We start from the raw sequence: 22,801 nt of genomic DNA on the forward strand, positions 1-22,801 counted from the left end.
GCCCGGAATAGACCCTCCGCCGAAGCGGAGGGCAATCGGCAACCTTACTCGCCCTGCTCTGCGGCCGGAGCTTCCGGCGCGTTAGCTGGCTGAGCCTGCTCAGTTGCTTCTTTAATGCTCAGACGTACGCGGCCCTGACGGTCAACTTCCAGAACCTTAACCGGTACTTCCTGACCCATCTGCAGGTAATCAGTCACTTTCTCAACGCGCTTGTCAGCGATCTGAGAGATGTGAACCAGACCTTCTTTACCGCCGCCGATGGCAACGAATGCGCCAAAGTCAACGATACGGGTCACTTTACCATTGTAGATACGGCCAACTTCGATCTCAGCGGTGATCTCTTCGATACGGCGGATAGCGTGCTGCGCTTTGTCACCGTCGGTCGCTGCGATCTTCACGGTACCGTCATCTTCGATTTCGATGGTGGTGCCGGTTTCTTCGGTCAGAGCACGGATAACAGAACCGCCTTTACCGATAACGTCTTTGATCTTGTCCGGGTTGATCTTGATGGTGTGGATACGCGGTGCGAATTCGGAGATATCGCCGCGCGGCGCGTTAATCGCCTGTTCCATCACACCCAGGATGTGCAGACGCGCACCTTTAGCCTGGTTCAGAGCAACCTGCATGATTTCTTTGGTGATACCTTCAATTTTGATATCCATCTGCAGCGCAGAGATACCGTCGCGAGAACCCGCAACTTTGAAGTCCATATCGCCAAGGTGGTCTTCGTCACCCAGAATGTCGGACAGTACGACGAAGTTGTCGCCTTCTTTCACCAGACCCATTGCGATACCCGCAACGGCGGCTTTCACCGGCACGCCAGCGTCCATCAGCGCCAGAGATGCGCCACAGACGGAAGCCATGGAAGAAGAACCGTTGGATTCGGTGATCTCAGATACCACGCGAACGGTGTACGGGAATTCGTCGATTGTCGGCATTACGGCCAGAACGCCGCGCTTAGCCAGACGACCGTGACCGATTTCACGACGCTTCGGAGAACCCACCATGCCAGTTTCGCCTACGGAGTACGGAGGGAAGTTGTAGTGGAACAGGAAGGAGTCCGTGCGCTCGCCCATCAGTTCGTCGATGTTCTGCGCGTCGCGTGCGGTACCCAGAGTCGCGGTAACCAGCGCCTGAGTTTCGCCGCGGGTAAACAGTGCGGAACCGTGAGTACGCGGCAGTACGCCGGTACGAACGTCCAGACCACGGATCATGTCTTTTTCGCGGCCATCGATACGCGGCTCGCCTGCCAGTACGCGGCTACGAACAACGTTTTTCTCGATGGCGTGCAGGATTTCACCCAGTTCGTTGGCGTCCAGGGTTTCATCTTCGGCAACCAGCGTAGCGATGGTTTCAGATTTGATGACGTCAACCTGAGCGTAACGCTCTTGTTTGTCGGTGATACGGTAAGCATCGCTCAGGCGGGATTCAGCCAGCGCAGCAACGCGCGCGTTCAGCGCTTCGTTGACGGCTTCCGGCTGCCAGTCCCAACGTGGTTTACCGGCTTCTTTCACCAGATCGTTGATGTTCTGAATAACAACCTGCTGCTGCTCGTGGCCAAAGACCACCGCGCCCAGCATCTGGTCTTCGCTCAGCAGTTCAGCTTCGGATTCAACCATCAGTACGGCCGCTTCGGTACCGGCAACCACCAGATCCAGTTTGCTGGACTTCAGCTCTTCCTGGGTTGGGTTCAGTACGTACTGGTCGTTGATGTAACCCACGCGAGCGGCGCCGATTGGGCCATTGAACGGAATACCGGACAGCGACAGCGCGGCGGATGCGCCGATCATCGCGACGATATCCGGGTTAACCTGCGGGTTAACGGAAACAACGGTCGCGATAACCTGAACTTCGTTAACGAAGCCTTCCGGGAACAGCGGACGAACCGGGCGGTCAATCAGACGCGCGATCAGGGTTTCGCCTTCGCTTGGACGGCCTTCACGACGGAAGAAGCCACCCGGGATTTTACCGGCAGCGTAAGTACGCTCCTGGTAGTTAACAGTCAGCGGGAAGAAGTCCTGGCCCGGTTTCGCTTTTTTCTGACCCACAACGGTAACGAATACCGCGGTGTCATCCATGCTAACCATCACAGCGGCCGTTGCCTGGCGCGCCATCATGCCGGTTTCCAGGGTTACGGTGTGCTGGCCGTACTGGAATTTACGAACGATCGGATTAAGCAAAATTCTATCCTTTTATCTAAAAATGACGCCATATCCACGATATCGCGCCTGATGACCCGATCCTCTGCATCCTCGCGACTAATGACAACCTTTACCCGCCCCTGCGGATGAAGCCTCTCATTAGCCGCGCGAACCTCTGCATGAAGATCATTAATAGCAACAATACATGAGTTTTTAATGAATTGCTGCCGCCCGGTCGAAAAAAGGGGCCGTGAGGCCCCTTTTTCTGAAACTCGCAGAATTAGCGACGCAGACCCAGACGCTCGATCAGCGCGGAGTAACGTGCAACATCTTTACGTTTCAGGTAGTCGAGCAGTTTACGACGCTGAGAAACCATGCGCAGCAGACCACGACGGCTGTGGTGATCTTTTTTGTGCTCTGCAAAGTGACCCTGCAGGTGGTTGATCTGTGCAGTCAGCAGTGCAACCTGAACTTCAGTAGAACCGCTGTCGTTTGCGCCACGACCGAACTCAGAAACGATTTGTGCTTTAGCTTCAACGCTTAGAGACATTTTCAAACTCCAAAATTATAAGTAAAGAAAGGGTGCCGATCTCTAATTCAGCAACCCCTGATGCAACGCCCGAAAATGTTAAAACACTTTAGCGGACGTTAAGCGGCGATATTCTACTCGTAGCAGGCTTTTATCGCAACAAAAGCGCTCACTGCGGGTATTCCACCACCAGACGACGGGGCGCGACGCGGCCTTCATCGTCGATTTCGCCCATGCCGAGGAACTTGCCGGACTCGCTTTCCATCACCCGCACCAGCCCGTTAAGCGGCGCGCCTGACTGACGAACCGGATTACCGTTCTTAAAGTAGACCGCGGAAGTTTCTGGAATATGAACCAGCGGGTAATCCGAAGCCGGGCTGTCCATCGGCATCAGTAGCGGATCAAGCAGTTGCGCGGCAGGAATATCCTGCGCCGCCGCCTGTTCGACCAGCGCCTGCAGCTGCTCCAGGGTCACCATCCGCTCGACCGGGTATTTGCTCACCGCCAGGCGACGCAGGAAAATCACGTGCGCGCCGCAGCCAAGTTTCTCACCCAAATCATCGATAATCGTACGGATGTAGGTGCCTTTCGAGCAGTGGATCTCAAGCTCCAGTTCATCGCCTTCATGGCGAATAAACAGCAGCTCATAGACCGTAATCGGCCGGGCTTCACGCGGAACCTCAATGCCCTGACGAGCGTATTCGTACAGTTTTTTACCCTGATACTTCAGCGCCGAGTACATCGACGGCACCTGCTGAGTCTCGCCGCGGAAGCTATCCAGCGCCGCCGCCAGTTGTTCTTCGCTAAAGGTTAGCGGGCGTTCTTCCACCACCTGACCATCGGCGTCGGAGGTATCCGTACGCTGGCCAAGTTTGGCGATCACGCGATAACGCTTATCGGAGTCCAGCAGATACTGGGAAAACTTAGTCGCTTCGCCAAGGCAAACCGGCAGCATACCGGTCGCCAGCGGATCCAGCGCGCCGGTATGCCCAGCGCGGTTGGCGTTATAAATACGTTTTACTTTCTGCAGCACATCGTTGCTGGAGGCGCCCTGAGGCTTATCCAGCAGCAATACGCCGTGCACGTCGCGGCCGCGACGACGAGGACGACTCATTAGTCCTCCTTGCTGTCGTCCGGGTTAACACGACGCTCATCGTCGTGTTTCACCACGCTGGTAACCAGGTTGGACATGCGCATCCCTTCGACCAGCGAGTTGTCGTAGAAGAAAGTCAGTTCCGGCACGATGCGCAGGCGCATCGCTTTGCCCAGCAGAGAGCGGATAAAGCCAGAGGCTTCCTGCAGCGCTTTGATGCCCGCTTTCACCGCGGCTTCATCTTTGTCGTTGAGGAAGGTGACATACACTTTGGCATAGGCCAGGTCACGGGACATTTCCACGCCGGAAACGGTGGTCATCATGCCCAGACGCGGGTCTTTGATTTCACGCTGCAGGATGATGGCAATTTCTTTTTGCATCTCCTGGGCCACGCGCTGCGGGCGACCAAATTCTTTCGCCATAATAAATTCTCCAGAATAAAGACAAAAAAGGGGCCAAAAGCCCCTTTTTAAAATTATTGCCGGGTGGCGCTTCGCTTACCCGGCCTTCGCATAGCTATCTGACGATTAATCGATGCTACGCTGGATTTCGATGATTTCGAACACTTCGATCATATCGCCAACGCGAACGTCGTTGTAGTTCTTCACGCCGATACCACATTCCATGCCGTTACGGACTTCGTTAACGTCATCTTTGAAGCGGCGCAGGGATTCCAGCTCGCCTTCATAGATAACCACGTTGTCGCGCAGGACGCGGATTGGGTTGTGACGTTTAATCGTACCTTCGGTAACCATACAGCCCGCGATGGCGCCGAATTTCGGCGATTTGAAGACATCACGCACTTCAGCCAGACCGATGATCTGCTGTTTCAGTTCCGGAGACAGCATGCCGCTCATCGCTGCTTTCACTTCGTCGATCAGGTTATAGATGACGGAGTAGTAACGCAGATCCAGGCTTTCTGACTCGATAACTTTACGTGCGGAAGCATCGGCACGAACGTTGAAGCCAACCAGAATCGCGTTGGAAGCGGCAGCCAGGGTCGCGTCGGTTTCGGTGATACCACCTACGCCGGAACCGATGATCTTCACTTTAACTTCGTCGGTAGACAGTTTCAGTAAGGAATCGGAAATCGCTTCGACAGAGCCCTGCACGTCCGCTTTCAGCACGATGTTCACTTCGTGAACTTCGCCTTCGGTCATGTTAGCGAACATGTTTTCCAGTTTAGATTTCTGCTGGCGAGCCAGTTTAACTTCACGGAATTTACCCTGACGATACAGCGCAACTTCACGAGCTTTTTTCTCGTCACGAACAACGGTAACTTCATCACCCGCCGCCGGAACGCCGGACAGACCGAGGATTTCCACCGGAATGGACGGACCCGCTTCCAGCACTTCGCGACCCAGTTCGTCACGCATCGCACGTACGCGGCCATATTCAAAGCCACACAGTACGATATCGCCCTTATGCAGAGTACCTTCGCGAACCAGAACGGTAGCTACCGGACCGCGACCTTTATCCAGGAAGGATTCGATGACCGCGCCGCTCGCCATACCGTTACGTACCGCTTTCAGTTCGAGAACTTCAGCCTGCAGCAGGATTGCGTTCAGCAGGTCGTCGATACCGGTACCGACTTTCGCTGATACTGGGATGAACTGCGCTTCACCGCCCCACTCTTCCGGCATCACGCCGTACTGGGAGAGTTCGTTCTTCACGCGATCCATATCCGCTTCCGGCTTATCGATCTTGTTCACTGCAACCACTACCGGCACCTGCGCCGCTTTGGCGTGCTGGATAGCTTCCACAGTCTGCGGCATCACGCCGTCGTCTGCCGCCACCACCAGAACCACGATATCCGTCGCCTGCGCGCCACGAGCACGCATAGAGGTAAACGCGGCGTGGCCCGGGGTATCCAGGAAGGTGATCATGCCGTTGTCGGTTTCTACGTGGTACGCGCCGATGTGCTGGGTAATACCACCCGCTTCGCCGGAGGCAACCTTAGTAGAACGAATGTAGTCCAGCAGAGAGGTTTTACCGTGGTCAACGTGACCCATGATGGTCACTACCGGTGCGCGCGGTTCAGCCGCAGCGCCGGTGTCACGGTCGCTCATTACTGCTTCTTCCAGCTCGTTTTCACGACGCAGGATAACTTTGTGGCCCATCTCTTCGGCAACCAGCTGTGCGGTTTCCTGGTCGATGACCTGGTTGATGGTCGCCATCGCGCCCAGTTTCATCATCGCTTTGATGACCTGAGAGCCTTTGACCGCCATCTTGTTGGCCAGCTCGCCAACGGTGATGGTTTCGCCGATCACAACATCACGGTTAACGGCCTGAGCCGGCTTCTGGAAGCCCTGCTGCAGAGAAGAACCTTTACGATGTTTGCCGCCTTTACCGCCGCGAACGGCCGCACGGGCTTCTTCACGGTCAGCTTTGGATTCAGCGTGTTTGTTGCCTTTCTTCGCCGGACGCGCAGCTTTGCTGTTACGGCCACGGCCGCGACCGCCTTCAACTTCACGATCGTTATCATCTTCAGCCTGACGCGCATGCTGAGAGGTGGTTACGTGGTAGTCGGTCGTTTCTTCTGGGGTTTCCGGAGTTTCACTCCAGTTTTTTTCATTTTCTTCAGCCATACGGCGTGCTTCTTCCGCTACACGGCGCGCTTCTTCTTCAAGTTTGCGGCGTGCTTCTTCTTCCGATTTGCGCTTCAGCTCCGCTGCTTCGTTCTCACGGCGGATCTTTTCAGCCTGGGCGGTCTTGGTCATTTCGTCGGTATGTTGATTGCTCACTTTGTCTTTTTCCGCGGCTTCACGTTTCGCTTTTTCAGCGACTTCACGTTTAGCTTGTTCTGCGGCCTCACGTTCAGCTTTTAATTGCGCCTCGCGCTTAGCTGCTTCTTCAGCTTCACGACGGGCTTGCTCTTCCGCTTCACGCTGCGCCTGCTCTTCCGCGGCCAGGCGTTCAGCCTCTTGCGGATCGCGTTTCACAAAGGTGCGTTTCTTGCGGACTTCGATTTGTACCGATTTACTCTTTCCACCGGTACCTGGAATATTCAACGTGCTGCGCGTTTTACGCTGCAACGTCAGCTTGTCAGGCGCCGAGCCGTGTTCACGGTTCAGGTGCGTTAACAAGGTTTGCTTCTCTTGCGCGGTCACAGAATCATCAGCCGATTTGCGAATGCCTGCATCAGCAAATTGCTGTATCAGGCGATCCACAGAGGTCTGAATTTCTGAGGCCAGCGCTTTAATAGTCACATCTGTCATGCTGTTCCTTCCTGCTACAGTTTATTACGCTTCGTCGCCGAACCAACAAATGTTGCGAGCAGCCATGATGAGTTCACCAGCTTTCTCGTCGGTCATACCTTCGATATCAGCCAGGTCATCAACGCCCTGTTCGGCGAGATCTTCCAGCGTACAAACACCACGGGCAGCCAGCTTAAACGCCAGAGCACGGTCCAAACCTTCCAGATTCAATAAATCGTCGGCAGGTTTGTTGTCTCCCAGGCTTTCTTCCTGAGCCAGCGCCAGTGTAGTCAGTGCGTTTTTCGCACGCTCACGAAGTGCTTCAACGGTCGCTTCATCAAGGCCGTCGATTTCCAGCAGTTCTTTCATCGGCACATAGGCCAGTTCTTCCAGCGAGGAGAAGCCCTCTTCAACCAGTACGGTTGCGAAATCTTCATCAATATCGAGATATTTGGTGAAGGTATCGATAGCGGCATGGGCTTCAGCCTGGTGCTTAGCCTGCAGGTCATCAACGGTCATGACGTTGAGTTCCCAGCCGCTGAGCTGCGATGCCAGGCGGACGTTCTGACCGTTACGGCCGATCGCCTGCGCCAGGTTGCCTGCTTCTACCGCGATGTCCATGGTGTGTTTATCTTCATCCACCACGATGGACGCGACGTCAGCCGGCGCCATGGCGTTAATCACGAACTGCGCCGGGTTATCATCCCACAGGACGATATCGATGCGCTCGCCACCAAGCTCGGTAGAAACCGCCTGAACGCGCGCGCCGCGCATACCTACGCAAGCGCCAACCGGGTCGATACGCTTGTCATTGGTTTTCACGGCGATTTTCGCACGAGAACCCGGATCGCGGGCTGCGGCTTTGATTTCCAGCACTTCTTCGCCAATTTCCGGCACTTCAATGCGGAACAGTTCGACCAGCATCTCCGGTTTGGAGCGAGTCACGAACAGCTGCGCGCCGCGCGCTTCTGGACGAACGGCGTACAGCACGCCGCGAATACGGTCGCCCGGACGGAAGTTTTCACGCGGCAGCATATCTTCACGCAGGATCACGGCTTCAGCGTTGCTGCCCAGATCCAGAGTGATGTTGTCGCGGTTTACTTTTTTCACCACGCCGGTGATGATCTCACCTTCGTGCTCGCGGAACTGATCGACAACCATCGCGCGCTCAGCTTCACGTACTTTCTGTACGATAACCTGTTTAGCGGTCTGCGTGGTGATACGGTCGAAGGTGACAGATTCAATCTGATCTTCAACGTAGTCGCCGACGTTCATGCTTTCATCTTCGTAACGCGCCGCTTCCAGCGTGATCTCGCGAGTCGGTTGAGTCACCTCTTCAACCACCAGCCAGCGACGGAAGGTGTCGAAATCACCGCTTTTACGGTCGATTTCTACGCGAACGTCGATCTCTTGTTCGTATTTTTTCTTGGTCGCCGTTGCCAGAGCGCTTTCCAACGCTTCGAAAATCTTCTCGCGCGGCAGCGCTTTTTCGTTGGAAACGGCTTCAACAACAGCCAAAATTTCTTTGTTCATCGGGGCCTTTCACCTCAATCCAGACTGTTAAAAGTGGGGAACCAGGTTCGCCTTCTGGATGTTACTCAGCGCGAACACTTCATCTTTGCCTTCGACGGTTACCGTGATCATCTCACCGTCTACCGCTTTGATAATGCCCTGCCATTTACGACGGTTCTGTACCGCCATACGTAGCACCAGCGAAACTTCTTCACCGGTGAAACGTTGATAGTGTTCAGCAGTAAACATCGGACGGTCGAGACCAGGCGAAGAGACTTCCAGGTTGTAAGCGACGGTGATTGGATCTTCGACATCCATGACAGCACTGACCTGGTGGCTCACATCAGCACAATCATCAACATTGATGCCATCTTCACTATCAATATAGATGCGCAGTGTGGATGTGCGACCGCGAATAAATTCGATGCCGACCAGCTCAAAGCCAAGCGCTTCAACTGGCGCAGTGAGCATCTCTGTTAATTTTTGCTCTAATGTGGACAAACCCACCCCCAAGACATAAAAAAAGGGCGTATAGCCCAGTTATTCTGAAGTCAGATAACAAAAAACCCCGATAAATCGGGGCTTTAGATAACTGAACCCTGAGACCGCAATTGCGATCTGGAACACCTTCCAGAAGAATTCTTTCAAATCCGGCTACGAAGGACCTAGTCCTCACAGTATATTTGAAAAAGTACTTAATGGGAAAGTGGTTGCGGGGGCCGGATTTGAACCGACGACCTTCGGGTTATGAGCCCGACGAGCTACCAGGCTGCTCCACCCCGCGCCTGAAACGTGGCATATTTTACTCTTTCTGAGTAAAAGACGCAAATACTGCTGGGATTTGGTACCGAGGACGGGACATAAAATCGTGGTGAATTGTATCGATAAATCATATATTTTGTCAACATCCATTTTACACCACCCGCTTGCCGTTTATGCTGGCATTTCAGGCTTTTTTAGCAAAATCACCATCAGGCTCTTCCTGTCGCCAGCAAAAGATGATTAAATGAAAACTCACAATTAGTGCATAAAAATGCAAATTTGTTGTTGAGTCGAACTCACCACAGTCTATCTAGCAGGGTTTTATTTTATGACGACGATTCTTAAGCATCTCCCGGTTGGTCAACGTATTGGTATTGCTTTCTCCGGTGGGCTGGATACCAGCGCCGCCCTGCTGTGGATGCGTAAAAAAGGCGCGGTTCCTTATGCATATACCGCGAACCTGGGCCAGCCTGACGAAGACGACTACGAGGCCATTCCGCGTCGTGCGAAAGAGTATGGCGCTGAAGGCGCTCGTCTGATTGATTGCCGCAAACAACTGGTGGCGGAAGGCATCGCGGCGATTCAGTGCGGCGCATTCCATAACACCACCGGCGGCTTAACCTATTTCAACACCACGCCGCTGGGCCGAGCCGTGACCGGCACCATGCTGGTTGCAGCGATGAAAGAAGATGGCGTCAACATCTGGGGCGACGGTAGCACCTATAAAGGCAACGATATCGAGCGTTTTTATCGCTACGGCCTGCTGACCAATGCGGAACTGCAGATCTACAAACCGTGGCTGGATAGCGATTTCATTGATGAACTGGGCGGCCGTCATGAAATGTCCGAGTTTATGATAGCCTGCGGATTCGACTACAAAATGTCTGTCGAGAAAGCCTATTCCACCGATTCCAACATGCTGGGCGCGACGCACGAAGCAAAAGATCTCGAATTCCTTAATTCCAGCGTGAAAATCGTCAACCCGATTATGGGCGTGAAGTTCTGGGATGAAAGCGTAAAAATCGCTGCTGAAGAAGTGACCGTGCGTTTTGAACAGGGTCATCCGGTTGCGCTGAATGGCAAAACGTTCAGCGATGACGTCGAACTGATGCTGGAAGCTAACCGCATCGGCGGTCGCCACGGTCTGGGCATGAGCGATCAGATTGAAAACCGCATCATCGAAGCGAAAAGCCGCGGCATCTATGAAGCACCGGGGATGGCACTGCTGCATATCGCCTACGAGCGCCTGCTGACCGGTATCCACAACGAAGATACCATTGAGCAATATCATGCTCATGGCCGCCAGTTGGGTCGCCTGCTCTATCAGGGTCGCTGGTTCGATTCCCAGGCGCTGATGCTGCGCGATTCGCTGCAGCGTTGGGTCGCCAGTCAGATCACCGGCGAAGTGACTCTGGAACTGCGTCGCGGCAACGACTACTCAATCCTGAATACCGTGTCAGACAACCTGACCTATAAAGCAGAGCGTCTGACTATGGAAAAAGGCGATTCCATGTTTACCGCTGAAGATCGTATCGGCCAGTTGACCATGCGCAACCTGGACATTACCGATACCCGTGAGAAGCTATTCGGCTATGCCCAATCCGGGCTACTCAGCGCGTCTTCCGCCACCGGTCTGCCACAGGTTGAAAACCTGGAAAATCGCGATAAATAAACCGCGAAGCCAAACTCTCCAGCCGGCGCTAACCCGCCGGCTTTTTTATTTCCGCAATAAATCCTAAATAACAACTCTGCTTTATCGTTATAGTTTATGACATCACTATTTTTAATAATCACCATCTATAATTTATCGAATACCTGTACTCTTATACCGAGAGGATCGCAATGAATATTAAACCTCCCGTTCGGCCGCAAGACGCGATCAATCGTCTGATGGCGTTGCTGGAACCGCATGCCACGCCAATAAATATGGTCGCAAGGAAAAGGCTTAGCTGGGAATATAAAGGCAAAATCCAGCTCTATCTGTTTAAGAAAGGTGAGTTATCCATTTTTCGCTCATCGGACAGATTACTCATGGTCACCGTCTATGAACCACACCTGTTTGGCGTAGCTGAGATGCTGCAGCCTAGCCGTAGCCACGGCCTTCGTGCGGAAATCGATACGGAAATCCTGCGGATTGACAGCGATAAAGCCATGCAACTCTTCAGTGAGCATAACATGTGGGAAGAGGTCACCCGGCTGCTGGCTTACCACACCTCTTATTTGGTGTATCGCGACGATTTAGTATTACAACAGCGGACTTATTCGGTCATACGTAATCATTTAATGGAAATGTTACTGCTTCCTGAAGAGACCCGCTCGCGGGTATCCATGCTGGAATATATTCAGGACCGCACACATTTGTCGCGCAGCAGTATTCTGAATGTGTTATCAGCGTTGAAAAAGGGCGGCTATATCGAGTTTGCCCGCGGTGGTTATTTACAGAGTATCACCTCCCTGCCTGAGAAGTTTTAGTCCCCGCTTGACCAGCAACTTATCGCCCTCGGCCATTGTTTAAAATTAAACATATAAACGGTAACGGCGGGCGATAAATGCTTCTATTCTGCACATAACTATTAAACCAGAAACCCGTTAATTTTGCCCGAGCGCTCGTATCGGGCATTTTTTTACCCGAAGGAATATGAATAATGAGCATGTTCAGATTGAAATCCATCCTGCTTATCGCGGCCCTGAGCGCCAGCAGCGCCGCCTTCGCTTCCGTTAATCTTCACGGTGAAGCCGGTTCAGAATTCACCAACTTATCAGCCAGCTTTAACCCGCAGGCTCCCGGAATGACCTTTAACGGTAACTGGGCGCATAGCGATAACGATGGCGATACGGTGGGATTGGGCATGGGCTATAACTTTGATCTCGGTCCGTTCCTGCTGACGGCTGGCGGTAAAGCGGTATATCTGAATCCGAACGATGGCGATGAAGGCTATGCGATTGCCCTCGGCGGCGGTGCTCAACTACCGCTTGGCGATTTCTTTACCTTGTTCGGTGAGGCTTATTATTCCCCGGATTCCATGTCCAGCGGCGTTGATGAATATCTCGAAGCCAATGCCGGCTTACGCGTCAATATCATCAAATCCATGAGCATCGAAGCGGGCTATCGCTATATCGATATGGCGGGTAAACATGACCACCGCGATAACGTCCTGGCGGATGGCGCCTATGCGGGTTTCAATTTCCGTTTCTAAGCGCGGCAAACGGGATTGCCTGCCGGCAATCCCTCTTTTTATGCAAGAGATGGTATGGTTTTCAGCAGTTTATTAATTTCCTGCAAGCCCGCAATATTGTTCTCTTTACGGTAGACGTCGTTCATCGAAGCCATTTGCTCAAGTTTGGTTAACGCCCCGTAAACCTGATACGCCTCGCTATCTTTATCAAAGACATCCCGTTTATCTACATCCTGTAAATAGTTGCTTTTGAGCGACTGACTTAACTTGCTGATAAGCAGGCTGTTATCCTGAAAATAGTTAACGACCGTTGATGATTCCGGCGCGGCCGCGGAATTATTTATAACCGGCACCTGCAGGGTATTCAACGTGTCTACTGTTTCTGGCGACGAATGACTGCTGCATCCGGCCAGGCCCAATACACCGGCAATGATAACTACTTTTAAAGTACGCATGGCGTCACTGAACCTCGTCAAAATTGATGAGGGCGACTTTAGCGATTTCTCGGGGATCAAAACCAGCGGAGTATTGTTTATAAATAAACAACGCATAGAGGGAACAAAAACAAAAAAAGACGCTTTTCAGCGTCTTTTCTCTGGAATATTGGTACCGAGGATGGGACTCGAACCCACAAGCCCGTTAGGGCACTACCACCTCAAGGTAGCGTGTCTACCAATTCCACCACCTCGGTACAGAATGCTTAGTGCGGGATATCGCTGGCCGGCTGAGCCGGTGCGGTTGGCTGAGTCTGCTCAGACTTCGGCGCACTCAGATTATCCCACTCACTTCCTTTATTGGTCTTGTTGCTGTTGATATTACCCAGCGCCAGACTGATGATGAAGAACAGCGCGGCCAGAATGCCGGTCATACGGGTCATGAAGTTACCAGAACCGCTAGAACCAAACAACGTGCCGGAAGCGCCTGCTCCGAAGGAGGCTCCCATGTCAGCGCCTTTACCTTGCTGCAGCATGATCAGGCCAACAAGGGCAATCGCTACAATAAGGAAAATTACTAAAAGAGCTTCGTACATAATCAACCTGTTCCTTGCGGATTCGCCGCATACCAAGTGCTTCACCAATAAAGCGGGACGTTTTAATATTTCCCACTGAAGCGGGTGTGAATACTAACCAAAGCGAATAACCTTCGCAAGGGCAATTTTGGCGTATTGTATCAACTGCGGAAAAAAACAGCAAAAAGCGTTTTTATATGCTTAAAAAGGCAGCAAGAGCCGCCTTTTTAATCACTTAGCTGCGATAGTTATACGCTTTTAACCGCATCGGCGATACGGTGGGCAAATTCCTTCACCTGCGCTTCATGCTCGCCTTCAACCATCACGCGGATCAGCGGTTCAGTACCGGATTTACGCAGCAGCACGCGTCCACGGTTCCCCAGCGCAGCTTCTACTTCGGCAGTCACTGCTTTCACGCTTTCATGCTCCAGCGGATTGCCGCTGCCTTCGGTAAAGCGCACATTGACCAGAATCTGCGGGAACATTTTCATTCCGCTGCACAGATCGTGCAGGCTCATATGATTGCGCACCATCGCCGCCACGACCTGCAGGCTGGCGACTATGCCATCGCCGGTGGTGGTTTTGTCCAGCAGAATCACATGGCCGGAGTTTTCCGCGCCAATGCGCCAGCCTTTTTCCTGCAGTTTTTCCAGCACGTAACGGTCACCCACTTTCGCGCGGGTAAACGGAATGCCAAGCTGCTTCAGCGCCAGCTCAAGCCCCATGTTGCTCATCAGCGTGCCGACTGCGCCGCCGCGCAGCTGGCCCTGGCGCAAGCCTTCACGGGCGATAATATAGAGGATCTGATCGCCATCGACTTTGTTGCCTTCATGGTCAACCATAATGACGCGATCGCCATCACCGTCATAGGCAATACCCAGATCGGCTTTTTCCGCCAGCACGCGAGCCTGCAGCGCGCGTACGTCGGTTGCGCCGACCTCTTCGTTAATGTTCAGCCCATCAGGTTCACAGCCCATCGCGATAACCTGCGCGCCCAATTCGCGGAATACATTTGGCGCAATGTGGTAAGTCGCGCCGTGGGCGCAATCCACCACCACCTTCAGCGAGCCGAGGCTCAGCTCATTCGGGAAGGTGCCTTTGCAAAACTCAATATAACGGCCGGCGGCGTCGACGATACGGCTGGCTTTCCCAAGCTCAGCGGAATCAACGCAGGTCAGCTCTTTTTCCATCTCTGCTTCAATCGCTTCTTCGACGTCATCCGGAAGCTTAGTGCCTTCGATAGAGAAGAATTTAATACCGTTGTCATAGAAAGGGTTATGAGAGGCAGAGATGACGATTCCCGCTTCAGCGCGGAAGGCGCGGGTCAGATAGGCGATTGCCGGCGTCGGCATAGGGCCGGTAAACGAGGCGGACAAGCCCGCAGCCGCCAGGCCAGCTTCCAGCGCGGATTCCAGCATATAGCCAGAAATTCGCGTGTCTTTACCGATAATAATTTTACGTGAGCCATGGCGCGCCAGCACTTTGCCTGCAGCCCAACCCAGTTTCAGCACGAACTCAGGCGTAATAGGTGCGTCGCCAACGCGGCCACGAATACCATCGGTGCCAAAATATTTGCGGTTACTCATAACGTTTATTTTCCTTAGCGGCCAGGGTGGCTTCCACCACGCGCAGCGCTTCTACCGTTTCTTTGACATCATGGACGCGAATTATCTGCGCGCCCTGCATTGCAGCAATGACTGCGCAGGACAAGCTGCCGCTCAGCCGTTCCGACGGCCCCACGTTCAACAGCTGACCCACCATCGACTTACGCGACATCCCCACCAGCAGCGGGAGGCCAAAATGATGGAACTCCCCAAGTCGGGCAAGCAGTTCATAGTTATGGGAAAGATTTTTACCGAATCCGAATCCCGGGTCGAGCAACAATTTTTCTTTTGCGATCCCCGCCTGTTCGCAGCGCACAATGTGTTCAGCAAAAAAACGGTCAACCTCGGCAAAAACATCTTCGTACTTCGGCGCTTCCTGCATTGTTTTCGGCTGCCCCTGCATATGCATCAGGCACACCGGTAGCCCGGTTTGCGCGGCGGCCTGCAGGGCGCCGGGCTCGGTTAATGAGCGAATATCGTTAATGATATGCGCGCCAGCGCGCGCGGATTCGCGGATTACCTCGGCTTTCGAGGTATCAACCGAGATCCAAACTTCAAAACGCTGTGCAATCGCTTCTACCACCGGGATCACCCGCGCCAGCTCTTCCTCGACGCTGACATCCGCCGCCCCAGGACGGGTTGATTCACCACCGATATCAATAATAGTCGCCCCGGCGTTAATCATCAGATTGGCGTGCTTAACCGCCTCTATCAACGAATTATGACTGCCGCCATCGGAGAAGGAATCTGGCGTGACGTTAAGGATCCCCATCACATGCGGATGGGAGAGATCGAGCGTTGACCCCTGGGCGTGTAATTGCATGTTTTCTTTCCGCTATGGTTTTGTACAGTTGTAGTACGGACAGGGCTCGGCCCGCACCATCTTAGAGATTCTGGCGGTGACATCATTCAATTCCTCAACAGGATAATGAAGCCCCGGCGTTTAAATATTCAAAAAATGAATATTATCAGACAGACGGCGCATCCGCGCGTGTTGAAGCCGCCACCATCCCGAAAACATTTTACGCGATGGACGATAGCACGCCATCGTCATAGCTATGTTCCGAAAGAGGATCTCATAGCCAACCGCTGCAAACGGACGCATAAAAACAAAAGGGCCGCAGCGGATTAGGCTGCGGCCCTTATTAGTCAGAGCGCTTTAGCAAAGCGTGGAGACTTATTTGTCGCCCAGCTGTTCCGACATGGTATTGCCCGGGTTAGGCGTACGCGGCTCATCAACCGGACGCGGCGCCGTCGGGGTGCCATTGTTGCCTGAGTTGTTAGAAGAACCTGGTTCTTCCCAACCCGCCGGCGGACGAACATCGCGACGAGCCATCAGGTCGTCAATCTGCGGCGCATCGATGGTCTCATATTTCATGAGCGCATCTTTCATCGCGTGCAGAATATCCATGTTGTCGTTCAGCAGTTGGCGAGCACGACCGTAGTTACGCTCAATCAGTGATTTCACTTCCTGGTCGATAATACGCGCAGTTTCATCAGACATATGCTTCGCTTTCGCGACGCTACGGCCGAGGAACACTTCGCCCTCTTCTTCGGCATACAGCAGCGGGCCGAGTTTGTCGGAGAAGCCCCACTGGGTGACCATGTTACGCGCCAGGTTAGTCGCAACTTTAATATCGTTGGACGCGCCGGTAGAAACATGTTCAGCACCGTAGATAATCTCTTCCGCCAGACGGCCGCCGTACAGAGTGGAGATCTGACTTTCCAGTTTCTGACGGCTGGCGCTGATAGCATCGCCTTCCGGCAGGAAGAAGGTCACACCCAGCGCACGGCCGCGCGGGATAATCGTCACTTTGTGTACCGGATCGTGTTCCGGAACCAGACGACCGATAATCGCGTGGCCCGCTTCGTGGTACGCGGTCGATTCTTTCTGCGCTTCCGTCATCACCATGGAGCGACGTTCCGCACCCATCATGATTTTGTCTTTCGCTTTTTCGAACTCAACCATCGAGACGACGCGTTTGTTACCACGGGCAGCAAACAGGGCAGCTTCGTTCACCAGGTTCGCGAGGTCAGCACCGGAGAAGCCAGGAGTACCACGGGCAATGATTGCCGCATCGATATCCGGCGCCAGCGGTACGCGACGCATATGAACTTTCAGGATCTGCTCACGACCACGAACATCCGGCAGACCAACGACAACCTGACGGTCGAAGCGGCCTGGACGCAGCAATGCCGGGTCCAGAACGTCCGGACGGTTAGTCGCGGCGATAACGATGATACCTTCGTTACCTTCGAAACCATCCATCTCAACCAGCATCTGGTTCAGGGTCTGCTCACGCTCATCGTGACCACCGCCAAGACCGGCGCCACGCTGACGACCGACGGCGTCGATTTCATCGATGAAGATGATGCAAGGCGCTGCTTTCTTAGCTTGTTCGAACATGTCGCGTACACGAGACGCGCCGACACCGACGAACATTTCTACGAAGTCAGAACCGGAAATAGTAAAGAACGGCACTTTTGCTTCGCCGGCGATAGCTTTCGCCAGCAGCGTTTTACCGGTACCCGGAGGGCCGACCATCAGGACGCCTTTCGGGATTTTACCGCCCAGCTTCTGGAAACGGCTCGGTTCGCGCAGATATTCAACCAGCTCGCCCACTTCCTCTTTCGCTTCGTCGCAACCGGCAACGTCAGCAAAGGTGGTTTTGATCTGGTCTTCGGTCAGCATTCGGGCCTTGCTCTTGCCGAAGGACATCGCGCCCTTTCCGCCGCCGCCCTGCATCTGACGCATAAAGAATATCCAGACGCCGATCAGTAGAAGCATCGGGAACCAGGAAATGAAGATGGAAGCCAGCAGGCTCGGTTCTTCCGGCGGTTCGCCAACCACTTTGACGTTTTTAGTCAACAGGTTGTCGAGCAGCTTCGGATCGTTAACCGGAATGTAAGTCGTGTAACGGTTACTATCTTTCTTGGTAACGTTGATCTCACGTCCGTTGATACGCGCTTCGCGAACCTGGTCCTGATTGACCTCTTGCAGGAAGGTAGAATAATCCACCTTGCGGCCATTCGACTCGCTGGGCCCAAAGCTCTGGAATACTGACATCAGCACAACGGCAATGACCAGCCAGAGTATTAGGTTTTTCGCCATGTCACTCAAGGGATTAACCTCTTATTACAACTGTGTTAAAAACAGCGTCAGGATACTCTATATCCAGCGTCTTTCAAACTTTCGTTTGAAATCTACCGGTTATGGTTTACGCCCGGTCGCTACAATATACACTTCACGCGAACGAGCGCGGGAAGAGTCCGGCTTACGAACTTTGACCTTCGTAAACAGGGAGCGAATTTCTCTAAGATACTCATCGAAGCCTTCGCCCTGGAACACCTTCACTACAAAACTACCACCTGGCGCTAATACATCACGAGACATTTCAAGCGCCAGTTCTACCAGATACATGGCCCGGGGAATATCCACCGCCGGTGTTCCGCACATATTCGGCGCCATATCGGACATGACAACTTGTACTTTACTGTCGCCTACTCGCTCAAGTAACGCTTTCAGGACTAATTCATCACGAAAATCGCCCTGAAGGAAGTCCACACCGACGATTGGATCCATTGGTAAAAGATCGCAAGCGATGATGCGGCCGCTGTTTCCGATCTGCGTAACCGCGTACTGCGACCAGCCACCGGGAGCAGCGCCGAGATCGACTATCGTCATTCCCGGCTTAAAAATCTTGTCACTTTGCTGTATTTCATCAAGTTTAAACCAGGCACGGGAACGTAACCCCTTTTTCTGTGCCTGTTGAACATATTTATCGCTAAAGTGTTCCTGAAGCCAGCGGCTTGAGCTGGCAGAACGCTTTTTACCTGTCATTTAACATTCCCATTCGGGTTCATCGTACTTTACTGCGTAAAAATCGACGCGGTAGTTTGGCGATATATGGGAGATGGCGGTAGAATGACCCGTTTTCAATCCCAACGTAAGCAAAAAAATACGATGAATCTGAGTACTAAACAAAAACAGCACCTGAAAGGTCTGGCACATCCGCTCAAGCCGGTAGTTATGCTTGGCAATAATGGTTTGACCGAAGGGGTACTGGCCGAGATCGAACAAGCGTTAGGGCACCATGAGCTCATCAAGGTGAAGATCGCCTCAGAAGATCGCGAAACTAAAGCCTTGATCGTGGAAGCCATCGTGCGTGAAACCGGCGCCTGTAACGTACAGGTCATCGGTAAAACGCTGGTTCTGTACCGCCCAACGCCAGAGCGTAAAATCTCGCTGCCACGCTAAGAATATCCTGAATCCCGACACAACATTGTGTAAAACGAGGGATTTCTGTGGCCAGGCGAGCAAAATGCCATGCTCCTGACGTTGATAAAAGGCCGCTATGCGGCCTTTTTCCTTTCTTTACAATCTATAAACATCGTAGCGGGAAATACGCCTTACAGGTATTCAACCTTGATAATTTCGTATTCCACTTCACCACCCGGGGTACGGATAGTGACGACGTCATCCTGCTCTTTGCCGATCAGGCCGCGGGCGATCGGTGAATTCACAGAGATGAGATTCTGTTTAAAATCAGCTTCATCATCGCCCACGATGCGGTAAGTCTGCTCTTCGTCGTTATCCAGGTTCAGCACGCTGACCGTGGCGCCAAAAATCACGCGGCCATTATTCGGCATCTTAGTGATATCGATAACCTGCGCGTTCGACAGTTTTGCTTCGATATCCTTGATACGACCTTCGCAGAAGCCCTGCTGTTCGCGGGCCGCGTGGTATTCCGCGTTCTCTTTCAGATCGCCGTGCTCACGCGCTTCAGCGATAGCAGCAATAATTTCTGGACGACGTACGGACTTCAGGAAATCCAGTTCTTCGCGCAGTTTTTCTGCGCCACGTAAGGTCATCGGAATAGCTTGCATTTGTTATACCTCTTTATCATTCCTTCATGGAACGGACGGAGTCGTTCCGCCATCGGTCACGTCTTAGCCATGGCCGAAGCAAAAAGAAAACCGACCCGGGAAACACTCCCCAGGTCAGCAGCAATTTTCAATTTGATACGCATTTTACCCTGAAGTTCACTATGGGTCATCGTTTACTTTACAGGGTGATGCACCGTAGTATGACGGCTTGGTTTCAGGTTGTTAGCGCGAGATTATGCGATTTCCCAGATTTATCATCGGATTGACTGCCGGTATAGCGCTTAGCGCTCAGGCCGCGAATATTGACGAGTACATCAGCCAGCTTCCTGCCGGCGCGAACCTTGCCTTTATGGCGCAGAAGGTTGGCTCCCCGACGCCGGAGATAGACTTTCACAGCCAGCAGATGGCGCTGCCTGCCAGTACCCAGAAGGTGATCACCGCGCTGGCCGCGTTGCTGCAGTTGGGGCCGGATTTCCGCTTCACCACGACGCTGGAAACCAAAGGCTCCCTTGACGGCGGTGTGCTGAAAGGCGACCTGATTGCCCGCTTCGGCGGCGATCCGACGCTAAAGCGTCAGGATATCCGCAACATGGTGGCGTCGCTGAAAAAAGCCGGCGTGCAGCGTATTGAAGGCAATGTGCTTATCGATACCTCGGTTTTCGCCAGCCACGATAAGGCTCCCGGCTGGCCGTGGAACGATATGACGCAGTGCTTCAGCGCCCCGCCAGCGGCGGCGATCGTTGATCGCAACTGTTTCTCCGTCTCGCTCTATAGCGCACAGAAAGCGGGCGATTTGGCCTTTATTCGCGTGGCCTCTTACTATCCGGTCACCATGTTCAGCCAGGTGCGGACGCTCGCCCGCGGCTCCGCAGAGGCGCAGTATTGCGAGCTGGACGTCGTACCAGGCGATCTCAACCGCTACACCCTCACCGGCTGCCTGCCGCAGCGCAGCGAGCCGCTGCCGCTGGCGTTCGCCATTCAGGACGGTGCAGGTTACGCAGGCGCGATCCTGAAAGCTGAGCTCACCGATGCGGGTATCACCTACAGCGGCACTCTCTTGCGCCAGACGCTGGCCAACGATCCGGGCACCGTGCTGGCGACGACCCAATCGGCGCCGTTGCACGATCTTCTGCGCATCATGTTGAAGAAATCCGACAACATGATTGCCGATACGGTGTTTCGTACTATCGGCCACGCGCGAATGGGCGTGCCGGGAACCTGGCGCGCCGGCTCCGACGCGGTACGGCAAATTCTGCGCCAGCAGGCGGGTATTGACCTCGGTAACACGATTATCGCCGATGGCTCAGGCCTGTCCCGGCACAACCTGATCGCGCCGGCAACCATGATGCAGGTATTGCAGTACATCGCTCAGCACGATAACGAGCTCAACTTTATCTCGATGTTGCCGCTTGCCGGACACGATGGTTCGCTGCAGTATCGCGCCGGTCTTCATCAGGCGGGCGTTGACGGTAAGGTTTCGGCGAAGACCGGTTCGCTGCAGGGGGTATATAACCTGGCAGGTTTCATTACCACCGCCAGCGGGCAAAAGATGGCCTTCGTGCAGTATCTCTCCGGCTATGCGGTGCCGCCGGGCGACCAGCGCAACCGCCGCATACCATTGGTGCGCTTCGAAAGTCGACTGTATAAAGATTTGTACCAGAACAACTAAAACAAAAGGGCCGCATCAGATGATGCGGCCCTTTTTACTCAGGATTAACGTTTGTAGATGAATTCGACGCCTTCTTCGTCGTCTTCGTCCCAGTCGTCATCCCAGTCTTCGTCATCTTCTTCCAGTTCGGCTTCTTCAAGCTGCTGACGGTGATAGTCGTCCCACATGAACTCGACTTTCTCCGGCTTCTGCTCTTCTTCCGCCTGCACGATTGGATTTTCGATGATAAAGGTCATCACGTCCCAGCACAGCTCTTTAACGCCCTGCTGGCTGGCCGCGGAGATCAGATAGAACTTATCTTCCCAACCCAGCGCTTCGGCGATGGCCTTCGCTTTGGCTTCAGCCTCCGCTTTGTCCATCAGGTCAATCTTGTTGAAGACCAACCAGCGCGGTTTAGAGGCCAGCTTCTCGCTGTATTTCTCCAGTTCGCCGATGATAATGCGCGCATTCTCAACCGGATCGGAACCGTCGATAGGCTCGATGTCGATGAGGTGCAGCAGCACGCGGCAGCGCTCGAGGTGCTTAAGGAAGCGAATACCAAGGCCAGCGCCTTCCGCCGCGCCTTCAATCAGCCCCGGAATATCGGCGACCACAAAGCTCTTCTCGTTATCCATACGCACCACGCCCAGGCTCGGCACCAGAGTGGTAAATGGATAGTCGGCCACTTTCGGCTTCGCCGCGGAGACCGCGCGAATGAAGGTGGATTTACCGGCATTCGGCATCCCCAGCATCCCCACGTCGGCCAGCAGCATCAGTTCGAGCTGCAGATCGCGCTTATCGCCCGGCGTACCCATAGTTTTCTGACGCGGGGTACGGTTAACGGATGATTTGAAGCGCGTGTTGCCAAGACCGTGCCATCCGCCTTTCGCGACCATTAAACGCTGACCGTGCTTGGTCATATCGCCCATGGTCTCGCCGGTTCCCTGGTCGATGACGCGGGTCCCTACAGGCACTTTCACCGTGACATCTTTACCGCGTTTACCGGTGCAGTCGCGGCTCTGACCGTTCTGTCCGCGTTCTGCGCGGAAAGATTTTTCGAATCGATAGTCGATCAGGGTGTTGAGGTTCTCGTCAGCTTCCAGCCAAACGTCGCCGCCGTCACCGCCATCGCCGCCGTCCGGGCCGCCTCGCGGAATATATTTTTCGCGGCGGAAGCTAACGCAACCATTGCCGCCGTCACCTGCTACGACCAGGATCGTTGCTTCATCTACAAACTTCATTT

Annotated in this window: 20 protein-coding genes and 2 tRNA genes; 5 read left to right on the top strand and 17 right to left on the bottom strand. The window is 53.7% G+C overall.

Annotation, left to right across the window (positions count from 1 at the left end; genetic code table 11):
• Window positions 1-44 precede the first annotated feature (44 nt).
• From pnp to PGR09_RS18770, 8 genes are all read right to left on the bottom strand, one after another.
• Window positions 45-2,180, bottom strand: coding sequence for a polyribonucleotide nucleotidyltransferase (pnp, locus tag PGR09_RS18735; protein WP_020077840.1), 2,136 nt, complete (start codon window positions 2,178-2,180; stop codon window positions 45-47).
• 241 nt (window positions 2,181-2,421) lie between these two features.
• On the bottom strand, window positions 2,422-2,691 hold the full coding sequence (rpsO, locus tag PGR09_RS18740) for a 30S ribosomal protein S15 (protein WP_045394940.1): 270 nt from the start codon (window positions 2,689-2,691) through the stop codon (window positions 2,422-2,424).
• 148 nt (window positions 2,692-2,839) lie between these two features.
• Window positions 2,840-3,784: a tRNA pseudouridine(55) synthase TruB gene (truB, locus tag PGR09_RS18745; protein WP_045394942.1), complete on the bottom strand. Its 945-nt coding sequence runs from the start codon at window positions 3,782-3,784 to the stop codon at window positions 2,840-2,842.
• Window positions 3,784-4,185: a 30S ribosome-binding factor RbfA gene (gene rbfA / locus PGR09_RS18750; protein WP_002918248.1), complete on the bottom strand. Its 402-nt coding sequence runs from the start codon at window positions 4,183-4,185 to the stop codon at window positions 3,784-3,786. Before rbfA ends, truB begins: the two co-directional genes overlap by 1 nt.
• A gap of 105 nt (window positions 4,186-4,290) precedes the next feature.
• Window positions 4,291-6,981, bottom strand: coding sequence for a translation initiation factor IF-2 (gene infB / locus PGR09_RS18755; protein WP_047466505.1), 2,691 nt, complete (start codon window positions 6,979-6,981; stop codon window positions 4,291-4,293).
• Window positions 6,982-7,005: 24 nt separating this feature from the next.
• Window positions 7,006-8,493 (bottom strand): transcription termination factor NusA, encoded by a 1,488-nt coding sequence (gene nusA, locus PGR09_RS18760; RefSeq protein ID WP_015369524.1) that lies wholly within the window; start codon window positions 8,491-8,493, stop codon window positions 7,006-7,008.
• A 27-nt stretch (window positions 8,494-8,520) separates the two neighbouring features.
• Window positions 8,521-8,973 (bottom strand): ribosome maturation factor RimP, encoded by a 453-nt coding sequence (gene rimP, locus PGR09_RS18765; protein WP_015703598.1) that lies wholly within the window; start codon window positions 8,971-8,973, stop codon window positions 8,521-8,523.
• A gap of 206 nt (window positions 8,974-9,179) precedes the next feature.
• Window positions 9,180-9,256: transfer RNA gene (locus PGR09_RS18770), tRNA-Met, on the bottom strand.
• A gap of 306 nt (window positions 9,257-9,562) precedes the next feature.
• On the opposite strand from PGR09_RS18770, the gene argG reads away from it, so the two are divergent.
• From argG to PGR09_RS18785, 3 genes are all read left to right on the top strand, one after another.
• Complete coding sequence (gene argG, locus PGR09_RS18775; RefSeq protein ID WP_015369521.1) at window positions 9,563-10,906, top strand: argininosuccinate synthase; 1,344 nt, start codon at window positions 9,563-9,565, stop codon at window positions 10,904-10,906.
• Between the two features lie 170 nt (window positions 10,907-11,076).
• The gene (locus PGR09_RS18780) at window positions 11,077-11,706 is read left to right on the top strand and encodes a winged helix-turn-helix transcriptional regulator (RefSeq protein WP_032712584.1); all 630 of its coding nucleotides are present in this window, start codon (window positions 11,077-11,079) and stop codon (window positions 11,704-11,706) included.
• Window positions 11,707-11,879: 173 nt separating this feature from the next.
• Window positions 11,880-12,431, top strand: coding sequence for a YfaZ family outer membrane protein (locus PGR09_RS18785; protein WP_015369519.1), 552 nt, complete (start codon window positions 11,880-11,882; stop codon window positions 12,429-12,431).
• A 38-nt stretch (window positions 12,432-12,469) separates the two neighbouring features.
• Here PGR09_RS18785 and PGR09_RS18790 read toward each other — a convergent pair whose 3' ends face one another.
• From PGR09_RS18790 to rlmE, 7 genes are all read right to left on the bottom strand, one after another.
• Window positions 12,470-12,754, bottom strand: a complete 285-nt coding sequence (locus PGR09_RS18790; protein ID WP_370429547.1) for a hypothetical protein — start codon at window positions 12,752-12,754, stop codon at window positions 12,470-12,472.
• A 260-nt stretch (window positions 12,755-13,014) separates the two neighbouring features.
• A tRNA-Leu gene (locus tag PGR09_RS18795) sits at window positions 13,015-13,101 on the bottom strand.
• 9 nt (window positions 13,102-13,110) lie between these two features.
• Window positions 13,111-13,440 (bottom strand): preprotein translocase subunit SecG, encoded by a 330-nt coding sequence (gene secG, locus PGR09_RS18800; protein WP_015369517.1) that lies wholly within the window; start codon window positions 13,438-13,440, stop codon window positions 13,111-13,113.
• A 227-nt stretch (window positions 13,441-13,667) separates the two neighbouring features.
• A complete protein-coding gene (gene glmM, locus PGR09_RS18805; protein WP_032712585.1) occupies window positions 13,668-15,005 on the bottom strand; it encodes a phosphoglucosamine mutase in 1,338 nt (445 codons plus the stop codon).
• Window positions 14,998-15,846, bottom strand: a complete 849-nt coding sequence (gene folP / locus PGR09_RS18810; protein WP_032709247.1) for a dihydropteroate synthase — start codon at window positions 15,844-15,846, stop codon at window positions 14,998-15,000. Before folP ends, glmM begins: the two co-directional genes overlap by 8 nt.
• Window positions 15,847-16,200: 354 nt before the next feature.
• Window positions 16,201-18,135, bottom strand: coding sequence for an ATP-dependent zinc metalloprotease FtsH (gene ftsH, locus PGR09_RS18815; protein ID WP_015369514.1), 1,935 nt, complete (start codon window positions 18,133-18,135; stop codon window positions 16,201-16,203).
• Window positions 18,136-18,234: 99 nt separating this feature from the next.
• Window positions 18,235-18,864, bottom strand: a complete 630-nt coding sequence (gene rlmE, locus PGR09_RS18820) for a 23S rRNA (uridine(2552)-2'-O)-methyltransferase RlmE (protein ID WP_008806638.1) — start codon at window positions 18,862-18,864, stop codon at window positions 18,235-18,237.
• A gap of 123 nt (window positions 18,865-18,987) precedes the next feature.
• On the opposite strand from rlmE, the gene yhbY reads away from it, so the two are divergent.
• Window positions 18,988-19,281, top strand: coding sequence for a ribosome assembly RNA-binding protein YhbY (gene yhbY / locus PGR09_RS18825; protein ID WP_002918374.1), 294 nt, complete (start codon window positions 18,988-18,990; stop codon window positions 19,279-19,281).
• A 152-nt stretch (window positions 19,282-19,433) separates the two neighbouring features.
• On the opposite strand, the gene greA is transcribed toward yhbY, so the two are convergent.
• A complete protein-coding gene (gene greA / locus PGR09_RS18830) occupies window positions 19,434-19,910 on the bottom strand; it encodes a transcription elongation factor GreA (RefSeq protein ID WP_015369513.1) in 477 nt (158 codons plus the stop codon).
• Window positions 19,911-20,145: 235 nt separating this feature from the next.
• Here greA and dacB point away from each other — a divergent pair, with 235 nt between their 5' ends.
• The gene (dacB, locus tag PGR09_RS18835; protein ID WP_045414234.1) at window positions 20,146-21,579 is read left to right on the top strand and encodes a serine-type D-Ala-D-Ala carboxypeptidase; all 1,434 of its coding nucleotides are present in this window, start codon (window positions 20,146-20,148) and stop codon (window positions 21,577-21,579) included.
• Window positions 21,580-21,623: 44 nt separating this feature from the next.
• On the opposite strand, the gene cgtA is transcribed toward dacB, so the two are convergent.
• Window positions 21,624-22,799 (bottom strand): Obg family GTPase CgtA, encoded by a 1,176-nt coding sequence (cgtA, locus tag PGR09_RS18840; protein WP_015369510.1) that lies wholly within the window; start codon window positions 22,797-22,799, stop codon window positions 21,624-21,626.
• Window positions 22,800-22,801: the final 2 nt, after the last annotated feature.

The organism is Klebsiella sp. 141251, from assembly GCF_050600725.1.
Lineage (GTDB): Bacteria > Pseudomonadota > Gammaproteobacteria > Enterobacterales > Enterobacteriaceae > Klebsiella > Klebsiella aerogenes.